Below are 18,534 nucleotides of genomic sequence, written 5' to 3' on the forward strand. Positions count from 1 at the left end.
AAGGAAACCCAATGTTACCTCATCATCACGAAACACACCGGACTCATCGCATCGGCTGGCTGCGCGCGGCCGTGCTGGGCGCAAACGACGGCATCGTGTCCACGGCCAGTTTAATCGTCGGTATTGCCGCCTCTCATGCGACGCACAACGATATAGTCTTGGCCGGTGTTGCCGGCCTGGTTGCCGGAGCGATGTCGATGGCGGCGGGCGAATATGTATCGGTCAGTTCGCAAGCCGATACCGAACAGGCCGATTTAAAGCGTGAACGTAAAGAACTGGATGAAGATGGGGATCATGAGCAAAAAGAGCTGGCAGCCATCTATGTGTCGCGCGGACTTGATCCGCTATTGGCCGAGCAGGTTGCCGAGCAGTTAATGAATCATGACGCCTTGGGCGCACATGCCCGAGACGAACTGGGTATTTCTGCAACAGGCACGGCAAGACCCATACAGGCGGCATTGACGTCGGCCGCCACTTTCGCCGTTGGCGCCGCGTTGCCTTTATTGATCGTCCTAGTTGCTGCGGATGCCGATTTAATCGTACTGGTGTCATCGGCATCCTTGCTGTTTTTAACGCTACTGGGCGTCCTGGCGGCTTATACCGGAGGCTCTAGTGTTTTGATAGGCGCTGCTCGCGTCGTCTTCTGGGGCGCACTGGCTATGGGACTGACCGCAGCCGTCGGTTCCTTTTTCGGCACCGTTGTGTAACGCCGTGAATTGGCAGGTTTACATGATACTTTGCACCGATGACACGCTTTATACCGGCATTACTATCGATGTCGCCCGGCGCTTTAGTCAGCATGCAGACAAACAGGGCGCTAAATATTTTCGCGGCAGGCAACCCAAACAGCTGGTTTATGTCGAAACCGGGCATGACCGAAGTACGGCGAGCAAACGGGAAATCGTCATAAAAAAACTGCCCAGGCTTGAAAAGTTTCAGTTGTTGGCTTCTGAGATAAATAAGGTCGGCGATTTTCCGCTATGAACATCACCAAAACCACAGGCCAACCTTAACAAACCATGCATTCAAAACAACTATTCGATCAAGATTGCAGGCAGTGTCGACGGCTGGATGATTTTCTGTGTGAAGTTAAACAAAAACATCCCGGCTATCATGCGCGTCCGGTTGCGCCGTTCGGCGACAGTGCGGCCCGATTACTGGTAGTCGGACTGGCGCCCGGCATGCATGGAGCCAATGCCACCGGCAGGCCGTTTACCGGCGACTATGCAGGGCTATTGCTGTATGAGGCGCTTTACGAGTTCGGCTACAGTAATCAACCAACATCCGAGTCGCTGACCGACGGCTTGGTGCTTAAAAACTGCCGTATTACCAATGCCGTTAAATGCCTGCCGCCGCAAAACAAACCGACCTCTGCCGAAATCAACCAGTGCAATGCTTATTTGGCCGCAGAATTAAAAACCTTGCCGGAACAGGCGGTTATATTGGCGTTAGGTTTGGTCGCGCATCAGGCGGTATTAAAAGCCTACGGCCTGAAATTGAGCAGCGCCAAATTTGCGCATAATGTCCGGCATACCTTGCCGGACGGTCGCATACTGGTGGATTCTTATCATAGCAGTCGCTACAACGTACAGACCAAGCGACTGACTAAAGCAATGTTTGCCGATGTTTTTCGTACCATTGGGTTGCTGCTGGAATGATGCGCTATCTTTGATAGCTTTTAGCCCTACGCTACGCACTGTAATACTTTTTAACCCTGAGTTAAACCCAGTTCGTGCAATTGCATGTTAATGATTTTAAGTGCGGCCAAGACACCGGCAAAAACCTGATTGGAATGCACGGCACGGGTTTTACGCAGTTCGCTTCCGCAATTCCAGGTGATCACGCACTCGGTTAAGGCGCTGGTATGGCCGCCTCTCGGTATGCGTATTTCATAATCCGCCAGTGCGGGCAAGGTGTAGTTATGTTGCTGCATGACCTTGTTAATCGCGTCGACAAACGCGTCAAAGCCGCCGTTACCGGAGCCTGAGGCCACATGCATGACCCCGTTTACTTTGACCCGCAAACTGGAGGTCGACTCTAAATCAAGACCACTGGTAATCGAGCAGTTAAGCAATTTGATATGCTGATAATTTTTGCTCTCCAGTACGTCGGCAATGATGAAGGGCAGGTCGTCGGTGGTGATGGTCTGTTTTGAATCGCCGAGACTGACGATCCGGGCCAGCACTTTTTTCTGGTTTTCTTCCGACAGGTCAAGCTCCAGCATTTCCAGGTTTTTTTTCAGCGATGCTTTGCCGCTCATCTTGCCCAAGGCGTAGCTTCGGGTGCGGGAGAAACGCTCCGGCCCCAATTTGGTTTTGTACAGTCCGCCTTTGTGATCGCCGTCGGCATGGATGCCTGCGGTCTGAGTAAAAACATCGGCGCCGACTATCGGCGCATTGGCGGCGATGCGTTTGCCGGAAAAGTTTTCAACCATCGCGCTGATGCGCACGATATGGCTTTCGTCGACAGACAGTTGCATATGCATTTTGTCGCGCAATACCACCGCCACTTCTGCCATTGAGGCATTGCCTGCGCGTTCGCCGAGGCAGTTGACGGTGCAGTGTATGGCGTTGACGCCGGCGCGAACCGCTGCCATCACATTGGCGGTCGCCAGACCGTAGTCGTTGTGCGGATGAAAGTCGAATTGCAGCTTCGGGTAGCGGTTGCACATATCGCTGAAGTTTACGAAGACTTCGTCAGGCGACAACACGCCAAGGGTATCGGGCAGCATGAAATGGCTGATGCCCGCGTCCTGCAAGTTGTCCATCAAACCGTAAACATAGTCCGGATCGTCGTGATAACCGTTCGACCAGTCTTCCAGGTAGACGTTCACTTTCAGGCCTTGTTCCAGCGCGTAGTTAACGGTTTGCAATACATCTTCGGTATGTTGGGCGAGTGTTTTGCCCAGTTGTACGCGGCAATGTTTTTCGCTGCCTTTGATCAGCAGGTTGATAACCCCGCCGCCGGTTTCCAGTATCCAGTCGACACTGCGCGTATGGTCGACGAAGCCCAGAACTTCGACGCGTCCGGCAAAACCTCCCTGTTTCGCCCACGCATTAATGCTGGTGACCGCCTCTTTTTCGCCCAGAGAAACGCGGGCGGAGGCGACCTCAATCCTGTCCACCCGTAGCGATTGCAACAGGGCTTTGGCGATACTGACTTTTTCCACCGGCGTGAACGAAACGCCTTGGGTTTGTTCGCCATCGCGTAACGTGGTGTCCATCAGCTGGATGTGTCTGGATTCGGTGGACATGATTGTCGCCTGTGTTTTCATTTCGGTTTGTTGGTTTCAGTGCCGTAAGGGGTAGTCATGTGGGATACGCAGTGCGCACCGTTGAATACTGAAAGGATGATGCATAGCTTGCGAGTTTAACGAACCTTCAGTACCCTTTCGAAAATATCTGCTAGAGGTTGATATTCAACATAAAAGCCATCAATGTTAGCTTTAATCCAATCGGCTTGAGAAATGGAGTCCCAATCTAGCTCGAAGCCATTAAAGGCAGCCAAATGCGCAAAAAACAAACGTTGAACGCGCCCATTGCCCTCTCGAAAGGGATGTATCATGTTAAATTCAGCGTAATACTCTGCAAGTTTCATTACGAAGTCATGATATGAAAGATTTTGTAAATAGTTTTCATCTTCCAGTCTCTTGAATAACTTCCCAATCTCTGGAGTGATGCGGGGAGCAATACAAAATGATGTGCCGCCTTTTGAAATATTTACATCACGAATTTGTCCTGCCCAATCGTATAACTCGGAAAACAAAGTAGCATGAATGTGCTGAAGATACTGTAAACGGTACGGTGGTTTGGCGCCTTTAATGTTATGGGCTGATATTTTTGTTATTTCCCGCTCCGCTTCTTCAAAAGTTTTTTCATCCTTTATCTCTAACTTATTTTTCAATACTGCCGTATTTGGATAACAATAATGGTCATTGCCGACATCGTATTTATCCATTTTATTGTTTCACCCGATATTTATTGATGACATCGGTCATTTTTGAAGCTGGCGTATCGCTTATTTGTATGCCTTCCAGCCTGGAGCTATGGATGAAATTTCTGATTTTATTTTTCTCAAAAATTGCCGATGGATCAATCGCATCAGGATTTCTAAACGCCACAACGATGGATTTTAGGTTTCTTTCCAATTGCTTCCAACCACTTGCCTTGATTTGAAATGCTAACAGTGTAGATATTTTTTTCTTCGCTTCGGGAAATGGACCAAGTTCTTTAAGATGCTTGATTTCGTCAAGAAGAAAAATCAATTGCTCAATATTGTTGTTCACTACAAGCGATAAGTCATTAATCCTTTTTAATAGCTGCTTCCAACTGTTAGTTTTGAGAGAAACGCCGATTCTTTTTTCAACTCTAGATTTTACTTCGGTATAGCTGCCAAAAGATTTCAGGGTTTCGAGATCTTTAATTTTATTAAGATCTGGGATTTTTGAGCTTATGTTCTTAATGATTTTTTTTTGCATATTTACTAATCCGGCCAACCATTAAATATAGCTCTGCAAACGATTTGGATTGGGTTGGCAGCAACCGACCCAATCCGCGAAAATAATTCTAAGCCCAAAGCCAAGGATAATCTTTCTTATGTTGCTGTTCATACTGGGCGATCTTGTCGACATGCTTTAAGGTCAAGCCGATATCATCCAGTCCGCTCAGCAGATTGCTTTTGCGGAACGGGTCGATCTCAAAGCTAAAGCCATTGCCGCCGGGCGTGGTGACCTGCTGGTTTTCAAGATCAACGACAAAACGCACGCCTTCGTTGGCGGCAATCTCGGCCATCAATTTGTCGAGCTGGTCTTTATCGACTTTTATCGCCAGAATGCCGTTTTTAAAACAGTTGTTGTAAAAAATGTCGGCATAGCTGGTCGATATGATGGTGTTAAAACCATAATCGGCAATCGCCCAAGGCGCATGTTCCCTGGACGATCCGCAACCGAAGTTGTCGCCGGCCACCAGGATTTTAGCGCCTTTGAATGCGGGCTTGTTCAACTCGAATTCCGCGTTATCGCTGCCGTCGTCATTAAATCGCCAGTCGTGAAAAAGATGCACGCCAAAGCCGCTGCGTTCGACTCTTTTCAAGAACTGCTTGGGGATGATCTGGTCGGTATCGACATTGCTGCGATTCATCAATGCCGCGATGCTTTCATGTTTTTTGTACGGTTCCATACTATTTCCGAGATATGTTAAAGGTTGCGAATATCGACAAAATGGCCTGCCGATGCTGCGGCCGCCGCCATTGCTGGCGAAACCAGATGCGTGCGTCCGCCTTTGCCCTGACGACCTTCAAAATTGCGGTTTGAAGTCGATGCGCTGCGTTGGCCTTTGGTCAGTTCGTCGCCATTCATCGCCAGACACATCGAGCATCCGGGATCGCGCCATTCCCAACCGGCATCGATAAAGATTTTATCCAGGCCTTCATCTTCGGCTTGTTGCTTGACGTGATAGGAGCCGGGGACTGCAATCGCGGTGACGCCTTTGGCAACTTGGGTGCCTTTTGCCATTTCGGCGGCGATTCTAAAATCTTCGATACGGCCATTGGTGCATGAGCCGATAAAAACAAGATCTATCGCAATGTCGGTGATTTTGGTATTTGGCGTTAAGCCCATATAGGCCAAGGCGTTTTCACAAGCTTGGCGTTTTATTTCGTCAGTAAAACTTTCCGGCGCAGGCACGCAACCATCGACCCCAACCACTTGTTCCGGTGAGGTTCCCCAGGAAACTTGCGGCGCAATATCGGCGGCATCCAGCGTGACGGTTGCATCATACATCGCGCCTTCATCGCTGGGCAGAGTCTTCCAGTAAGCCAGCGCCTGATCCCAGTGTTGAGCGGATGGCGCAAATTCACGGCCTTTAAGATAGTCGTAGGTTTTTTCGTCAGGAGCGACAAGGCCTGCTCTGGCTCCGGCTTCAATCGCCATGTTGCACAGCGTCATCCGGCCTTCCATCGACAGTTCCCTGATCGCCGAGCCGGTATATTCGATCACATAGCCGGTGCCGCCCGCTGTGCCGATTTTGCCGGTAATCGCCAAGGCAATATCTTTTGCGGAGGCGTATTTGGACAACTTGCCGTTAACGGCCACTTGCATGGTTTTGGATTTCTTTTGCGGCAGCGTTTGGGTTGCCATCACATGCTCGACCTCGGAAGTGCCGATGCCGAAGGCCAGTGCGCCGAAAGCGCCATGCGTCGCGGTATGGCTGTCGCCGCAAACGACCACCATGCCGGGATGGACGAAACCATGCTCGGGTACAACCACATGAATCACACCGTTATTGGGGTCGGTCATGTCGTACAAATTCAAACCGTTCACGCGGCAGTTTTCAGCCATCGTTTCGATCTGTTTTTTGGCAATAGGGTCGGCAATCGGCAGGTTGCGATTTTTGGTCGGTACGCAGTGATCCATGGTGGCAAGAATGCTGTGCGGATTGCGCACTTTGCGACCGGACAAACGCAGACCTTCAAAGGCCTGTGGACTGGTGACTTCATGCATCAAATGTCGGTCAACATAAAGCAAAGGAGCCTGTCCTGTCTCATCGACGACAAGGTGGCTGTCCCAGATTTTTTCGTACATTGTCTTTTTCATGGCGTATTCCAAAGCTTGCATATCGGCTCTACATCGAGCGTATGACGAGTTACAGGTTCAATCAAAAACATAGTCAAGCTATGCGTAGCTGCATATTATCCTCTAAAAGAGACATTGTTTGCAATTTGGCAGGAGTGCTCTTGTGTCAGGGGGCATAGTTGAATTAGAAACGTTTCCATTGCAGAACGTTTTTGAATCTGCAGTAAAGACTGGCCGATAAGTTGCTATCAAGCTGTCGAGACGGAAATATAAGAAAAAAACACCCAGACCTCCGAGTTTAATGGCATTGAATTAATTGGGTTATTTTCTTGATATTCTCTGTGTTGAAGGTTTTTTGGTCTGACTTTTACTGACGTTGTGGCTTGCTGAAAAATAAGTGGAAGGCCTCTCAGCTATAACCTTGGCGTAAACAGGCTTCTAATCGCCGTTTGTATCTTTTATAAGCTCGTTGCGATAAAAGATACAATTTGGTTTTTCGTCTAATATTGCGCCGTCCCGAATATCCGGTTATAAGCTCCACATCTTTACGATTTCGACGCTCCTGTTTTCGACGCTCCCGAGCAAGATCAAGATCGATTAATTTTTGATATAAGAGCCATGCTTGTGTTGCTAATTCTCCTGATGACATCATGCTAAGCCTCGCCGCAAGTGGATGCTCTCCATGATGGCACTTTAAGCTAAACGGTTAATCATCGGTATATCGCTGAATACCTAGAGATAGGTTTTATTAGATTGCTGTGGCGTTTGGACTGGATAATTTCAACAGGAAATAACATCGGTCTTTCTTGATCTTTAATATCCTTCCCAGTCTTGGTTTTGGTGGACTGGTGCTATTTAAATAGTGTCGGTTTTTATCCGGCATAGGTAAAAGTACTTATTTATTTTTACAGATCAGAAATTATAATAAGCAGAAGTGCTATCAATTTCCGAGGAGGGCCGATAGCTCTAGTTCGTTAAATTGAATGATGATTTAATGAGCGCCACGATGCTCCAGATTTAAAAAAACAAAAATTGATTTGGGGCTTCGTTGTTTATAGGTTTTTGCAATCGCCGGTAGACCGGACATTATCCCTCGCCAATCTTTATATCTTTCAGCTATAACTTCTAAGCTTAAAAAAGCAGGTAAATTGTTGACATAACCAAGCAATGCAGGCTTCATTCTTTGTTGAAATCAAAGGGAATTGCCGTGTGTAAAAACGAGTGGTTTTGGAGGGGTTTTGGTTGGGCGTTTCGTATGCAGGGACTTTTGATGGGTGGTCTTATAACTGATTGTTCTATCAATTAGGCGGATTCAACTCCGAATACAATTCCAGTTATCATGCGGCTTCTTGCTCTTGTACTGCACCTTAACCCGTCAATGTAAGCGCTGGTAATGCCTATTCCGCACTGTCTTTTTAAACCGGTTCCCTAAAAGTTGCCTGTATCACTGTTCGTCCAGTCATAACCGTATCAAGAAAATTAACCCTTAAAAAACGCTTTGAAGCCGTTGTGAACGATGATTTCAGCAGAGTCTTATTTTCCTCTTGGACTGACATTTATATGTGCTTGCCTTGAGGCATAAGTCGCGGGTTTCGCGTGGGAACGTCTGGGCATAAAAAACCCCGCTAAGCCAGATAACTTGCGGGGTCTTGGGTCAGTCTGAGCCTACAAGCTGTAGTACATGTCGTATTCTACAGGGTGTGTGCTCATACGAATACGAGTGACTTCTTCCATTTTCAGAGCAATATAGCCATCAATTGCGTCGTCAGTGAAAACGCCGCCGCGTGTCAAGAATTCACGATCATTGTCCAGCGCGTCTAATGCTTGGTCAAATGAGTGACAAACTTGTGGGATGTTTTTGGCTTCTTCGGCAGGTAAGTCGTACAAATCTTTATCCATTGCGTCGCCAGGATGGATTTTATTTTGAATGCCGTCCAAGCCTGCCATCAACATTGCTGAGAATGCCAAATAAGGGTTTGCAGTGGAGTCTGGGAAACGAACTTCAATGCGGCGTCCTTTAGGGTTAATAACATAAGGAATACGGATGGAAGCTGAACGGTTGCGTGCAGAGTAAGCCAGCATAACCGGTGCTTCAAAGCCTGGTACCAGACGTTTGTAGCTGTTGGTTGAGGCGTTGGTGAACGCATTCAATGCTTTGGCGTGTTTAATGATGCCGCCGATGTAAAACAATGCTGTTTCAGACAGGCCGCCGTATAAGTCACCGGTAAACAGGTTAACGCCATTTTTAGCTAAAGACTGGTGGACGTGCATACCGCTGCCGTTATCGCCTACTAAAGGTTTTGGCATGAATGTCGCTGTTTTGCCATAAGCATGGGCTATATTGGCGATGACATATTTCAGTTCCAGAACTTCGTCGGCTTTTTTAACCAAGGTGTTAAATCTGACGCCGATTTCGCACTGGCCAGCGGTTGCAACTTCGTGATGGTGAACTTCTGTCACTTGACCCATTTCTTCCAAGGTCAAACACATCGCAGAACGCATGTCTTGAAGTGAATCGACTGGAGGTACAGGGAAGTAGCCGCCTTTAACGCCTGGGCGATGACCGGTGTTGCCGTCTGGATAGACTTTTTCTGAATTCCAGCCCGCTTCTTCTGAGTCGACTTTGTAGAAAGAGCCGCTCATATCGGTGCCCCAACGAACATCGTCAAAAATGAAGAATTCGTTTTCAGGGCCAAAGAATGCGGTATCTGCAATGCCGGTCGATTTTAAATAGTCTTCTGCGCGTTTAGCGATAGAACGTGGGTCGCGTTGGTAACCCTGCATGTTGTTTGGCTCAATGATGTCGCAACGCAAGATTAAGGTGTTGTCATCAAAGAAAGGATCCATCACCGCTGTAGAAGGGTCTGGCATTAAAATCATGTCTGATTCGTTGATGCCTTTCCAGCCCGCGACTGAAGAGCCGTCAAACATGTTGCCTTCTTCAAAGGTGTCTTCGTCAATTGAATGAGCAGGGAAAGTTACATGTTGCTCTTTACCACGGGTGTCACAAAAACGGAAATCGACGAATTTTACGTCGTTTTCTTTGATCAATTTAAGTACTTTTGCTGCAGACATTTATGTTGTCTCCTAAGGATGGGTTATGTGGAATCAGCGTTTTATGCCAAACGGCGTAACGATACCATTTTTTTTATCGAATTAGCTACTAAAAAAGCGCTCTGAATAAGCGCTATATTGGGGAGTGGGTTGAAATTTGGCGCACGAGGATGTAGGCCAAATTTCTGGTCAGATAAAAAGTATTTAGAAGCGAACTGTGGCATCCGCTGAAATCAGCAGTTGATCATTGCTTAAACCAGCGTTATACGCATTGTTTTCGGTTGAATGGTCATATCTGACTTCAGGTCGCAAAGTCAACCAGGATATCGGCGAATAGTTTAATCCGGCTGTTGCCGCCAGGTAATGGTTTTGACCGCCCGGCATCATGTTGCCATTGCCGATTGCGCCGACTCGTGCGCCGTCTTCATCGCGGAACCATTCAAGACGAAGGCCGGCGCCCAGTTTGTCATTGATGTCATAAGTCAGGTATTGGTTGATGCCATACCATTTGGCCGAGTCGGCACTAGTCGATTTTTCTTCTATGCCTAAGTCATGTTGCAGTTTGTAGTGCAGGGTGTCGGTAATATCATGGCTTAATACGACGCTGTACATGGTCCGGTTGTGTTTATCCAGTTTTTGGACATCACCGGTGATCATCGAAAATGCCAACGAGGTGTTTTTGTTATCGGTCGTAAAAGTAGCGCCGCCAAGGAAATTAGCCGGTTCCTGGAAGAAAGAATCCCATCCTGATACGACGCCGCCAGTCAGGCTGATGTTGTCGTTGACCGGGTATGAAGAGATTATCCCTGTGTGGGTGAACGGTTCGCCATACTGCATGGTATAGGCGTGCGAGAAGAAGAAGTTATCCGGTGCAGTAACCACTTCATTGCCGATGATGGTGTAAAAATGCCCGATTTTGGTGGTGATGCCGTTACCTATTGGTGCGAATACGGTCGCATAGACTTGTGGAAAGGCCAGCTTATAAAAACGGGAATCGCTATCCAGGATCAATTTGTTATCGAAGTTGGCCTGGGTCGTGAAGCGGGCATCCGTGCCATACAAAATATCGGCGCGGAAACCCAAGTCCCATTTCTTGGCTTCGGTATCTACGGCTCTTTCGATATAGCCGTTCAGTTGTTGCATATGGAATTCGTTGGCGCGATCGCCAAACGTTACCGGTCCGTTGAAACGGTCTTCAGGTGAGTCAATATTGCCGGAAACACCCGATGAAACCCAGCCGCCCACATTAATACCTAGGTCTTTCAAGGGCGCTGTTTCGTTAATATTAAATCCTGTCAGGCTTTCTACTGCACCTTTATTATCATCAGCTTGCGCCAGTGAGGAGCAGAGGACTGCGCTACACAGAGTAAGTTGCAAAACGGCATTTTTTCTTAAATGAGATTTCATAAGTAGGCCCTTTATATTAAATGGTTGTAAAAAATTATTTGGAAGCTGTAATCCAGTAAGCGAAGCTGATTTTGCAATTAATCGGTAGAAAGACTGAATTTTTGCAAAATAGAATAGCTTGCTGTTGTTTATAAGACAAATTGTTGTGTTATTAAGACATTCTGGTATTTTAAAAGCAATTTAAGTGCCAGAATTAGCAAATATAGATAAAGTCGCTATTTGGGTAATGCAAAGAGTCGTTTTAGGGTGCAATTAATGAACTTTTTGCTCAAAAATAGTGCGTAAAAAAGAAAAGAGATCAGTGATGGTGCATTTTTTTTGAAAACCCTGTTATTCCTTAAATTGAAAATAACGAAAAATTTATCTTCGCCCTAATTTGTTTTTTGTAGGCATAGCAAAAGTTATTCTTCATAAAATCAAGCATTATTTTGGTGCATAAAAAGAAAATAGCGGCTTAATGTGGTGCGAATTAGTCTGAGGTCGCTTGATATATCTGGGGTAAGTCACGGCGTATTATGATGATTTTAGCTTGGCATGTTATGTGCTTTGATCAAAACTGAATATAACTTTAAAGCAAGAGGTCTTAGTATGAAACTGATAACCGCTATTGTTAAACCCTTCAAGCTGGATGATGTCCGTGAGGCTCTTTCGGATATAGGGGTTTCGGGGGTAACTGTAACTGAAGTAAAGGGCTTTGGTCGCCAAAAGGGGCATACCGAACTTTATCGGGGTGCCGAGTATGTGGTTGATTTTTTACCCAAGGCCAAAATTGAAGTGGCGGTGGCTGACTCAATGTTGGATCAGGCTGTAGAGGCCATTACCAAAGCCGCCAATACCAGCAAAATAGGCGACGGTAAAATTTTTGTAACCAATTTAGAGCAAGTTGTCCGGATTCGTACCGGAGAAACTGGCGAAGAAGCACTTTAATTTTAAGGAGGAACTATGAAATATCTTTTAACTACCTTCATGCTGTTTTCGTTGCTGGGTTTTGCGGAGTTTTCTTTTGCGGAGTCTTCCACGACAGCTGCGGAAACCGCAACACTGGCAAATCCAGTAACAGCCGCAGTAGATGTAATATCTGCAATTGCTTCGGCAGCAACTCCAACACCTAGTGCCAATAAAGGCGATACCGCGTGGATGATGATCGCGACCGTACTGGTTATCCTGATGGTCATTCCCGGTTTGGCACTGTTTTACGGCGGTATGGTGCGCGCCAAGAACATGCTGTCCGTGTTGATGCAAGTGTTCGTGATTTTTTCGTTGATGGCATTATTGTGGGCTATTTACGGTTACAGCATCGCGTTTACCGAAGGTAATGCCTTCTTTGGCGGGATAAGTAAGCTGTTTCTTAAAGGCATAACTCCTGACTCGCTTGCGGCTACCTTCAGCAAGGGCGTTTACGTACCCGAATATATTTACGTTGCTTTTCAGCTGACCTTCGCCGCCATTACTCCCGCGTTGATCGTCGGTGCCTTTGCCGAGCGGGTTAAGTTTTCAGCGGTATTGCTGTTTACGGTACTGTGGTTTACGTTTTCCTACCTGCCGATGGCGCATATGGTCTGGTATTGGACCGGTCCTGATGCCTATACTGACGCTTCGGCAGCGGAAGCGGCGACTGCTACGGCAGGATTTTTGTTCCAAAAAGGCGCGCTGGATTTTGCCGGCGGCACAGTCGTGCATATCAACGCCGGTATTGCCGGATTGATGGGCTGTTTGTTGATAGGTAAACGTATCGGTTACGGAAAAGAATCGCTGGCACCGCATAGTGTCACGATGACCATGATCGGCGCATCCTTGTTATGGGTAGGCTGGTTTGGTTTTAACGTCGGCTCCAATCTGGAAGCAAACGGCCTTGCCGCTTTAGTCTTTGTCAATACGCTACTGGCCAGCGCGGCGGCGACACTTGCATGGATAGGCGCGGAATGGCTGTTGCGCGGTAAACCCAGCATGTTGGGTGGCGCTTCCGGCGCGATTGCAGGTCTGGTTGCGATTACACCTGCTTGTGGCTGGGCAGGGCCTATGGGAGCCATTTTCTTAGGACTCGTCGCCGGTGCAGTTTGTTTTTGGGCGGTTACTATGCTGAAAAGTGCGCTGGGTTATGACGACTCTCTGGATGCTTTCGGTGTCCACGGTATTGGTGGAATTATCGGTGCGTTGGGTACCGGTATCGTTGCAAATCCATCGTTGGGCGGAACCGGCGTTTGGGATTACGTCACCAACGGGGTGGCTGAATACAGCATGATCGGTCAACTCACGAGTCAGGCCTGGGGAGTGGGGGTCTGTATCATCTGGTCCGGTGTGGTCTCCTTTATTGCGTACAAGATCGTGGACATGGCGATCGGACTCCGGGTTAGCGAAGAGATCGAGCGTGTAGGTCTTGATGTTTCCGAACATGGCGAAACGGCTTATCACATTTAATTAAATGGTGAACTTTCCTTAAAGGTCAATCTTTTCGGAGACGGGCGCGCAATGCGCCCGTTTTTACGTTTGAGGAACGGCAATAATGTAGAAACAAACGCACCAGTCCGTGTTTATATAGGGTCTATTAATTGTATGTTGATGGATAATTTACTATGATTGCAGCCTATGTTGCCAACACTTTTTGCTAGCTAACCGAGAGAAAATATGAAATTAATAACAGCAATCATTAAACCGTTCAAGATGGATGATGTCAGAGAAGCGTTATCTGAAATTGGGGTTGCGGGTGTCACTGCAACTGAAGTCAAAGGCTTTGGTCGTCAGAAAGGTCACACTGAGTTGTACCGGGGGGCTGAGTATGTGGTCGATTTTCTGCCTAAAGTTAAATTAGAAATTGCTGTCGCTGACGATGTGGTCGATAAAGCTGTCGAAACTATTGTTAAAGCAGCCAATACCGGAAAAATCGGCGATGGGAAAATATTTGTCTCCAATTTGGAGCAGGTTATTCGTATTAGAACCGGTGAAACCGGAGAAGAAGCCATTTAGGCGCAAGGAAAAAGAATGTTGTTGAAAATAATAAGTAGAAGGCTGTTTTTAGGTCTCATAATGTTCCCCGGTCTTGCTGTGGCGGATCAATTAAACCAGGCCAATACGGCCTGGGTGTTAACATCGACTGCTCTGGTTTTGTTTATGACCATACCTGGTTTGTCATTGTTTTATGCCGGATTGGTTAGAAGCAAAAACGTGCTGTCGGTATTAATGCAGTGCTTTGCGATTACCTGTCTGGTTTCGATACTTTGGCTGGCAGGGATTTACAGTTTTATTTTTGCCGACGGCGGAGAGTTGCAAAAGCTGATCGGCGGTGCGTCCAAAGTGTTTTTGCCTGACATCGGCGTTGAATCGTTAATAGGTGATATTCCTGAAACGGTTTACTTCATGTTTCAGATGACCTTTGCGATTATCACTCCGGCGTTGATCGTCGGCGGTTTTGCCGAGCGGATGAAATTTTCGGCGATGCTGTGGTTTAGCGGCTTATGGTTGATCATGGTTTATATGCCGATCTGTCACTGGATGTGGGGCGGCGGTTGGTTGGCCGATTTGGGGGCAATGGATTTTGCCGGCGGTATTGTTATTCATGTGAATGCCGGTGTTGCCGCTTTGGTGTCTGCGCTGGTGTTAGGCAAAAGGAAAGGTTTTCCCAACACGGCTATGCCGCCGCATAACATGACCATGGTGGTTACCGGTGCAGGCATGTTGTGGGTCGGTTGGTTCGGTTTTAATGCCGGCAGTGCTTTGACTGCAGATGGGCATGCCGGTATGGCGATGCTGGTAACCCATATCGGCGCGGCATCCGGGGCTTTAACCTGGATGTTTATAGAATGGAAACGGTTCAGCAAACCCAGCGTATTGGGCATTGTGACCGGCATGGTCGCAGGTTTGGGTACCATCACACCGGCATCCGGTTTTGTCGGTCCTGCGGGTGCTTTGGTGATTGGCATTACCGCCGGTTGCGTGTGTTTTTATGCGACCCAATATATAAAGCGTACCCTAAAAATCGATGATTCCCTGGACGTGTTTTCCGTTCATGGCGTAGGCGGTGTGACCGGCTCATTATTGACCGGCGTTTTTGCAGCCGGCAGCTTGGGCGGACTCGGTTTGGCTGAGGGCGTTTCCATTATGGATCAGGTCGGCGTTCAGGCGTTGGCGATTGTGGTGACGGCGGCTTGGAGTGCATTATTCAGTTATCTGATTTTGAAAGCTTTAGACAAATTGATCGGCTTGCGGGTGACGTCCGATGAAGAAGTGCAGGGACTGGATAACGCTCTGCATGAAGAGACCGGTTATCTCGATTTGTAGCTTGGATCGATAGTATCGTTCAGCCACAAAAGGCGGCTCCTCAGTAACTTGAGAGCCGCCTTTTGTGCTTATAATGGCAGTCATTAAAGCAGATTAGGTTACTGGATTTTATGCAAATTCGACACATAGCATCAAAAGTAAAAATAGCTATTTTCATCGTAGCCAGTCTTGCGGCTATCTATGCCGGGTTGGGTTTCTATGGTTTGCCGATGCTGCTTAAGTCGAAACTGCCAACATTCATTCAGCAGGAAACGGGCAGGCAAGCCTCGGTTGCAACGGTTCAGTTCGATCCCTTTTCGCTACAATTAAGCCTGCATGGATTTGAGCTGCAAGAGCCTAACGGACAGCTGTTTGTCGGTTTTGATGATTTTCTTGTCAAGATCAATGCATGGCAATCCCTTAAACAGCAGGCTTTGGTTATTGATGAAATGTTGCTGAGTAAGCCGGATGTTCGTATCGCCAAAGATAAAAATGGCGCGTTCAATTTTAAAGATCTGCTCAAGGATAACAACGAAAGCCAACAGCAGAACGCTAAGGTTTTTCCGGTAAACATCGTCAAGCTGTCGATAGTCGAAGGAAAGCTGGACTGGGAAGATGCGCAGCTTAAAAGTCCCATAAAGGAGACTATTTATCCGATCAAACTCGATATCGAAAACTTTAGCACTCAGCCGGATAAACCGGCCGGCTTGGGTTTATCCCTGACTATAAAGTCAGGCGGTAAGCTGGATTGGCAAGGCTCTGTTAGCCTCAATCCGCTGTCTTCATCCGGGCATATTAAGTTGGATAACATGCAGCTGCCGAGAATCCGGGCGCTGGCCTTGCAAGAGCTTGTGCAATTGGACTTACAGGGTTATGAACTGTTCGAGGCCGATTACAAGACCGATTATATCAAGGGTAAATTTAATCTTAACCTTACGCAGGGCAAGTTTGAATTGCGCGATATGCAGATTTCAGAAAATGCACAGCAACAAACGCGGCTTGGTATTCCCCAGATTGCCGTATCCGGCATTGATTTTAACCTTGAAAAACAGATGCTGGCGATCGAATCGGTTTTAGCCAAAAATACCAATTTTAACGCACGGATAAAGGCCGCCGCTGATGCTCAGGTTTCAGAAAATGCGCAGCCACAAACGCTGTTTAACATTCCCCAGATAGCCGTATCCGGCATTCATTTTGATATTGGAAAACAGGTGTTAGCGATCGAATCGGTTTTAGCCCAGGATGCCTATTTTAAGGCATGGCTGAATGCTGATGGTGTGATTAATTATCAAACTTTATTGCCAGTCAGTGATAAAGCTGCCGAAACTACCGTTATTGAGTCCGAACAAACGCCGTGGGCTATTAAAATCAATACTATCGCACTCAATAATTTTGGGCTTATTTTTGAAGATCAGACCTTAAAAAAGCCGGTCACCATGACCGCCAAGCCTATCGATTTTAAGCTCGATAATTTCAGCAATAAAGCCGGTGCAAGCCTGCCTTTTCAACTGAGTATCAGGCTTAACGAAACCGGTTCGATAAAACTGGACGGCAACACCGTTATCGAACCTTTATCCGCGCAAATAGCCGTTGCTGTCAACGGTATTGGGCTGGAAAAATTCCAGGCTTATGTCGATAAATATGCGCGACTGGATGTCATCGACGGGACGCTGTCTGTTGACGGCAAGGTCTTAGTCGCCAAATCAGCAGCAGATAAACTGGATGTTAAGTTTAGCGGCAATAGCCAAATCGCCCGGTTATTAACCCGCGATCAGCTAAAGAACAAGGATTTTGTCAAATGGGAAAATTTAGCGCTTAACGGCATCGATGTTGATTTTCCGGCAAATCGATACAGCGCAGGAACACTAAAGCTTGATAAACCTTATGCCAGAGTTATCATCAAAAAAGACAAGACCGTCAATTTTGGCGACATTATGATTGCCGATAAAAGCAAGCCGAAAGTCGCTGTTAAAGTCGCTAAAAATAAAGAGACTGAAGCGCAGAAACCTAAATTCAAACTGGGCAAGATGCAAATCATTGACGGCTCATCCGATTTTGCCGATCTTTCCCTGATCTTACCGTTCGCCGCGCCCATCAAAAGTCTGAGCGGCGGTGCCAGCGGCATATCCTCAGAACAAAAATCAATCATCAAGGTTGATTTAAAAGGTAATACCTATGATTTGTCACCCGTTGATATTAAGGGCGAAATCAGTCCTTATCTGGGTGATTACAATGTTACTGTCAATTTTACCGGCATGCCGATGCCGTTGATTTCGCCTTATATGGTACAATTTGCCGGTTATAAAGTTGAAAAAGGCAAAATATCGCTGGGGCTTAATTACAAAGTGGAGAACAAGGTGCTCACTGCATCCAATAGTATCTTGATAGATCAGTTCGAACTGGGCGAGAAAGTCGAAAATCCCAATGCGGTATCATTGCCGCTGGAACTGGCGGTGGCCTTGATGAAGGATTCTGATGGCAAGATAAAAATTGACGTACCCATTTCCGGCAGCCTGGAAGACCCCCAGTTCAGTATCAGTCATATCATTGTCGATGCGTTGATCAACTCGATCAGCAAGGTGATCACCTCGCCTTTCCGTGCGCTAGCCTCGCTGATAGGTAGTGAAGCAGATTTAAGTACGATCAGTTTTACGGCGGGCGAGGCGACATTAAATAAGTCTGAAATCAGCAAGCTGGATGCCCTGGCCAAAGCGTTAACAGCACGTCCGGTTTTAAAGCTGGAAATTAAAGGCGCGGCTTTCCAGGAGCAGGATTGGCCTGCGGTCAGCGACGATGCTTTATACGATCAGCTTAAAAGAATCAAAGCCGCCGAAATGAATAAACAGGGCGGCAGAAAAATACGCGCAGAACATGTGGTGATTTCGGACCAGGATTACCGGGGTTTGATGGAGCAGCTATTTATTGAAAAGTTTCCTCTGATGGTGGAAAAACCGTTGCTGGGCAGGCTGCGCCTGATCGGTAGTCAGGCCGATACGACAACAGACGAGTTTTATGCGGTCGCCAAGCAGAAACTGTCGGCCATTATTAAGCCGGAACCGCAGCGACTGGAAAGTTTGGCCGCAGAAAGGGCGCGAGCGATTGCCAGTTATCTCGTGCAACAAGGCGGCATAGCCAACGAACGGGTATTTATACTGAATACGGTGATTGACCCGAAAAGGGAAGATGACGGGATAGTGAGTATGTTGTCTATAAAGGCAGATTAACGGTTTAGTCCTGTTCTCAGGTGT

At 47.2% G+C, this 18,534-nt stretch carries 16 protein-coding genes; 8 read left to right on the forward strand and 8 right to left on the reverse strand.

Annotated elements, in window-relative coordinates:
• Positions 1–11: 11 nt before the first annotated feature.
• Genes ABXJ76_RS04640 through ABXJ76_RS04650 form a run of 3 tightly spaced genes read left to right on the forward strand, consistent with a single transcriptional unit; the run spans position 12 to position 1,658 of the window.
• Positions 12–707 carry a VIT1/CCC1 transporter family protein gene (locus ABXJ76_RS04640; protein ID WP_432744584.1) on the forward strand — a complete coding sequence of 232 codons (696 nt, stop codon included), beginning with the start codon at positions 12–14 and terminating at the stop codon, positions 705–707.
• A gap of 4 nt (positions 708–711) precedes the next feature.
• On the forward strand, positions 712–984 hold the full coding sequence (locus ABXJ76_RS04645) for a GIY-YIG nuclease family protein (RefSeq protein ID WP_432744586.1): 273 nt from the start codon (positions 712–714) through the stop codon (positions 982–984).
• A gap of 35 nt (positions 985–1,019) precedes the next feature.
• Positions 1,020–1,658, forward strand: a complete 639-nt coding sequence (locus ABXJ76_RS04650; protein WP_432744588.1) for a uracil-DNA glycosylase — start codon at positions 1,020–1,022, stop codon at positions 1,656–1,658.
• A 50-nt stretch (positions 1,659–1,708) separates the two neighbouring features.
• On the opposite strand, the gene ABXJ76_RS04655 is transcribed toward ABXJ76_RS04650, so the two are convergent.
• The 8 genes from ABXJ76_RS04655 to ABXJ76_RS04690 form a co-directional block, all read right to left on the reverse strand.
• A complete protein-coding gene (locus ABXJ76_RS04655) occupies positions 1,709–3,274 on the reverse strand; it encodes an alpha-isopropylmalate synthase regulatory domain-containing protein (protein ID WP_432744590.1) in 1,566 nt (521 codons plus the stop codon).
• A 95-nt stretch (positions 3,275–3,369) separates the two neighbouring features.
• Entirely contained in the window at positions 3,370–3,957 is a 588-nt protein-coding gene (locus ABXJ76_RS04660) for a Fic/DOC family protein (RefSeq protein ID WP_432744593.1), read from the reverse strand.
• Position 3,958: 1 nt separating this feature from the next.
• On the reverse strand, positions 3,959–4,477 hold the full coding sequence (locus ABXJ76_RS04665) for a YhfG family protein (RefSeq protein WP_432744595.1): 519 nt from the start codon (positions 4,475–4,477) through the stop codon (positions 3,959–3,961).
• 88 nt (positions 4,478–4,565) lie between these two features.
• On the reverse strand, positions 4,566–5,177 hold the full coding sequence (gene leuD / locus ABXJ76_RS04670) for a 3-isopropylmalate dehydratase small subunit (protein WP_432744597.1): 612 nt from the start codon (positions 5,175–5,177) through the stop codon (positions 4,566–4,568).
• Between the two features lie 17 nt (positions 5,178–5,194).
• On the reverse strand, positions 5,195–6,592 hold the full coding sequence (leuC, locus tag ABXJ76_RS04675) for a 3-isopropylmalate dehydratase large subunit (RefSeq protein ID WP_432744598.1): 1,398 nt from the start codon (positions 6,590–6,592) through the stop codon (positions 5,195–5,197).
• A 970-nt stretch (positions 6,593–7,562) separates the two neighbouring features.
• Entirely contained in the window at positions 7,563–7,751 is a 189-nt protein-coding gene (locus ABXJ76_RS04680) for a hypothetical protein (RefSeq protein WP_432744600.1), read from the reverse strand.
• A 485-nt stretch (positions 7,752–8,236) separates the two neighbouring features.
• Positions 8,237–9,646 (reverse strand): glutamate--ammonia ligase, encoded by a 1,410-nt coding sequence (gene glnA / locus ABXJ76_RS04685; RefSeq protein ID WP_432744602.1) that lies wholly within the window; start codon positions 9,644–9,646, stop codon positions 8,237–8,239.
• 183 nt (positions 9,647–9,829) lie between these two features.
• A complete protein-coding gene (locus tag ABXJ76_RS04690) occupies positions 9,830–11,032 on the reverse strand; it encodes a porin (RefSeq protein ID WP_432744604.1) in 1,203 nt (400 codons plus the stop codon).
• A gap of 588 nt (positions 11,033–11,620) precedes the next feature.
• On the opposite strand from ABXJ76_RS04690, the gene glnK (ABXJ76_RS04695) reads away from it, so the two are divergent.
• The 5 genes from glnK (ABXJ76_RS04695) (at position 11,621) to ABXJ76_RS04715 (ending at position 18,510) form a co-directional block, all read left to right on the forward strand.
• Complete coding sequence (gene glnK, locus ABXJ76_RS04695; protein ID WP_432744605.1) at positions 11,621–11,959, forward strand: P-II family nitrogen regulator; 339 nt, start codon at positions 11,621–11,623, stop codon at positions 11,957–11,959.
• A gap of 15 nt (positions 11,960–11,974) precedes the next feature.
• On the forward strand, positions 11,975–13,450 hold the full coding sequence (locus ABXJ76_RS04700; RefSeq protein ID WP_432744607.1) for an ammonium transporter: 1,476 nt from the start codon (positions 11,975–11,977) through the stop codon (positions 13,448–13,450).
• Between the two features lie 207 nt (positions 13,451–13,657).
• Positions 13,658–13,996, forward strand: coding sequence for a P-II family nitrogen regulator (gene glnK, locus ABXJ76_RS04705; protein ID WP_432744609.1), 339 nt, complete (start codon positions 13,658–13,660; stop codon positions 13,994–13,996).
• A gap of 60 nt (positions 13,997–14,056) precedes the next feature.
• Positions 14,057–15,307 carry an ammonium transporter gene (locus ABXJ76_RS04710; RefSeq protein WP_432744611.1) on the forward strand — a complete coding sequence of 417 codons (1,251 nt, stop codon included), beginning with the start codon at positions 14,057–14,059 and terminating at the stop codon, positions 15,305–15,307.
• Between the two features lie 110 nt (positions 15,308–15,417).
• Complete coding sequence (locus ABXJ76_RS04715; RefSeq protein WP_432744613.1) at positions 15,418–18,510, forward strand: DUF748 domain-containing protein; 3,093 nt, start codon at positions 15,418–15,420, stop codon at positions 18,508–18,510.
• Positions 18,511–18,534 lie beyond the last annotated feature (24 nt).

It is taken from the genome of Methylobacter arcticus (assembly GCF_050917435.1).
In the GTDB taxonomy this organism is placed as follows: Bacteria; Pseudomonadota; Gammaproteobacteria; order Methylococcales; family Methylomonadaceae; genus Methylobacter_A; species Methylobacter_A titanis.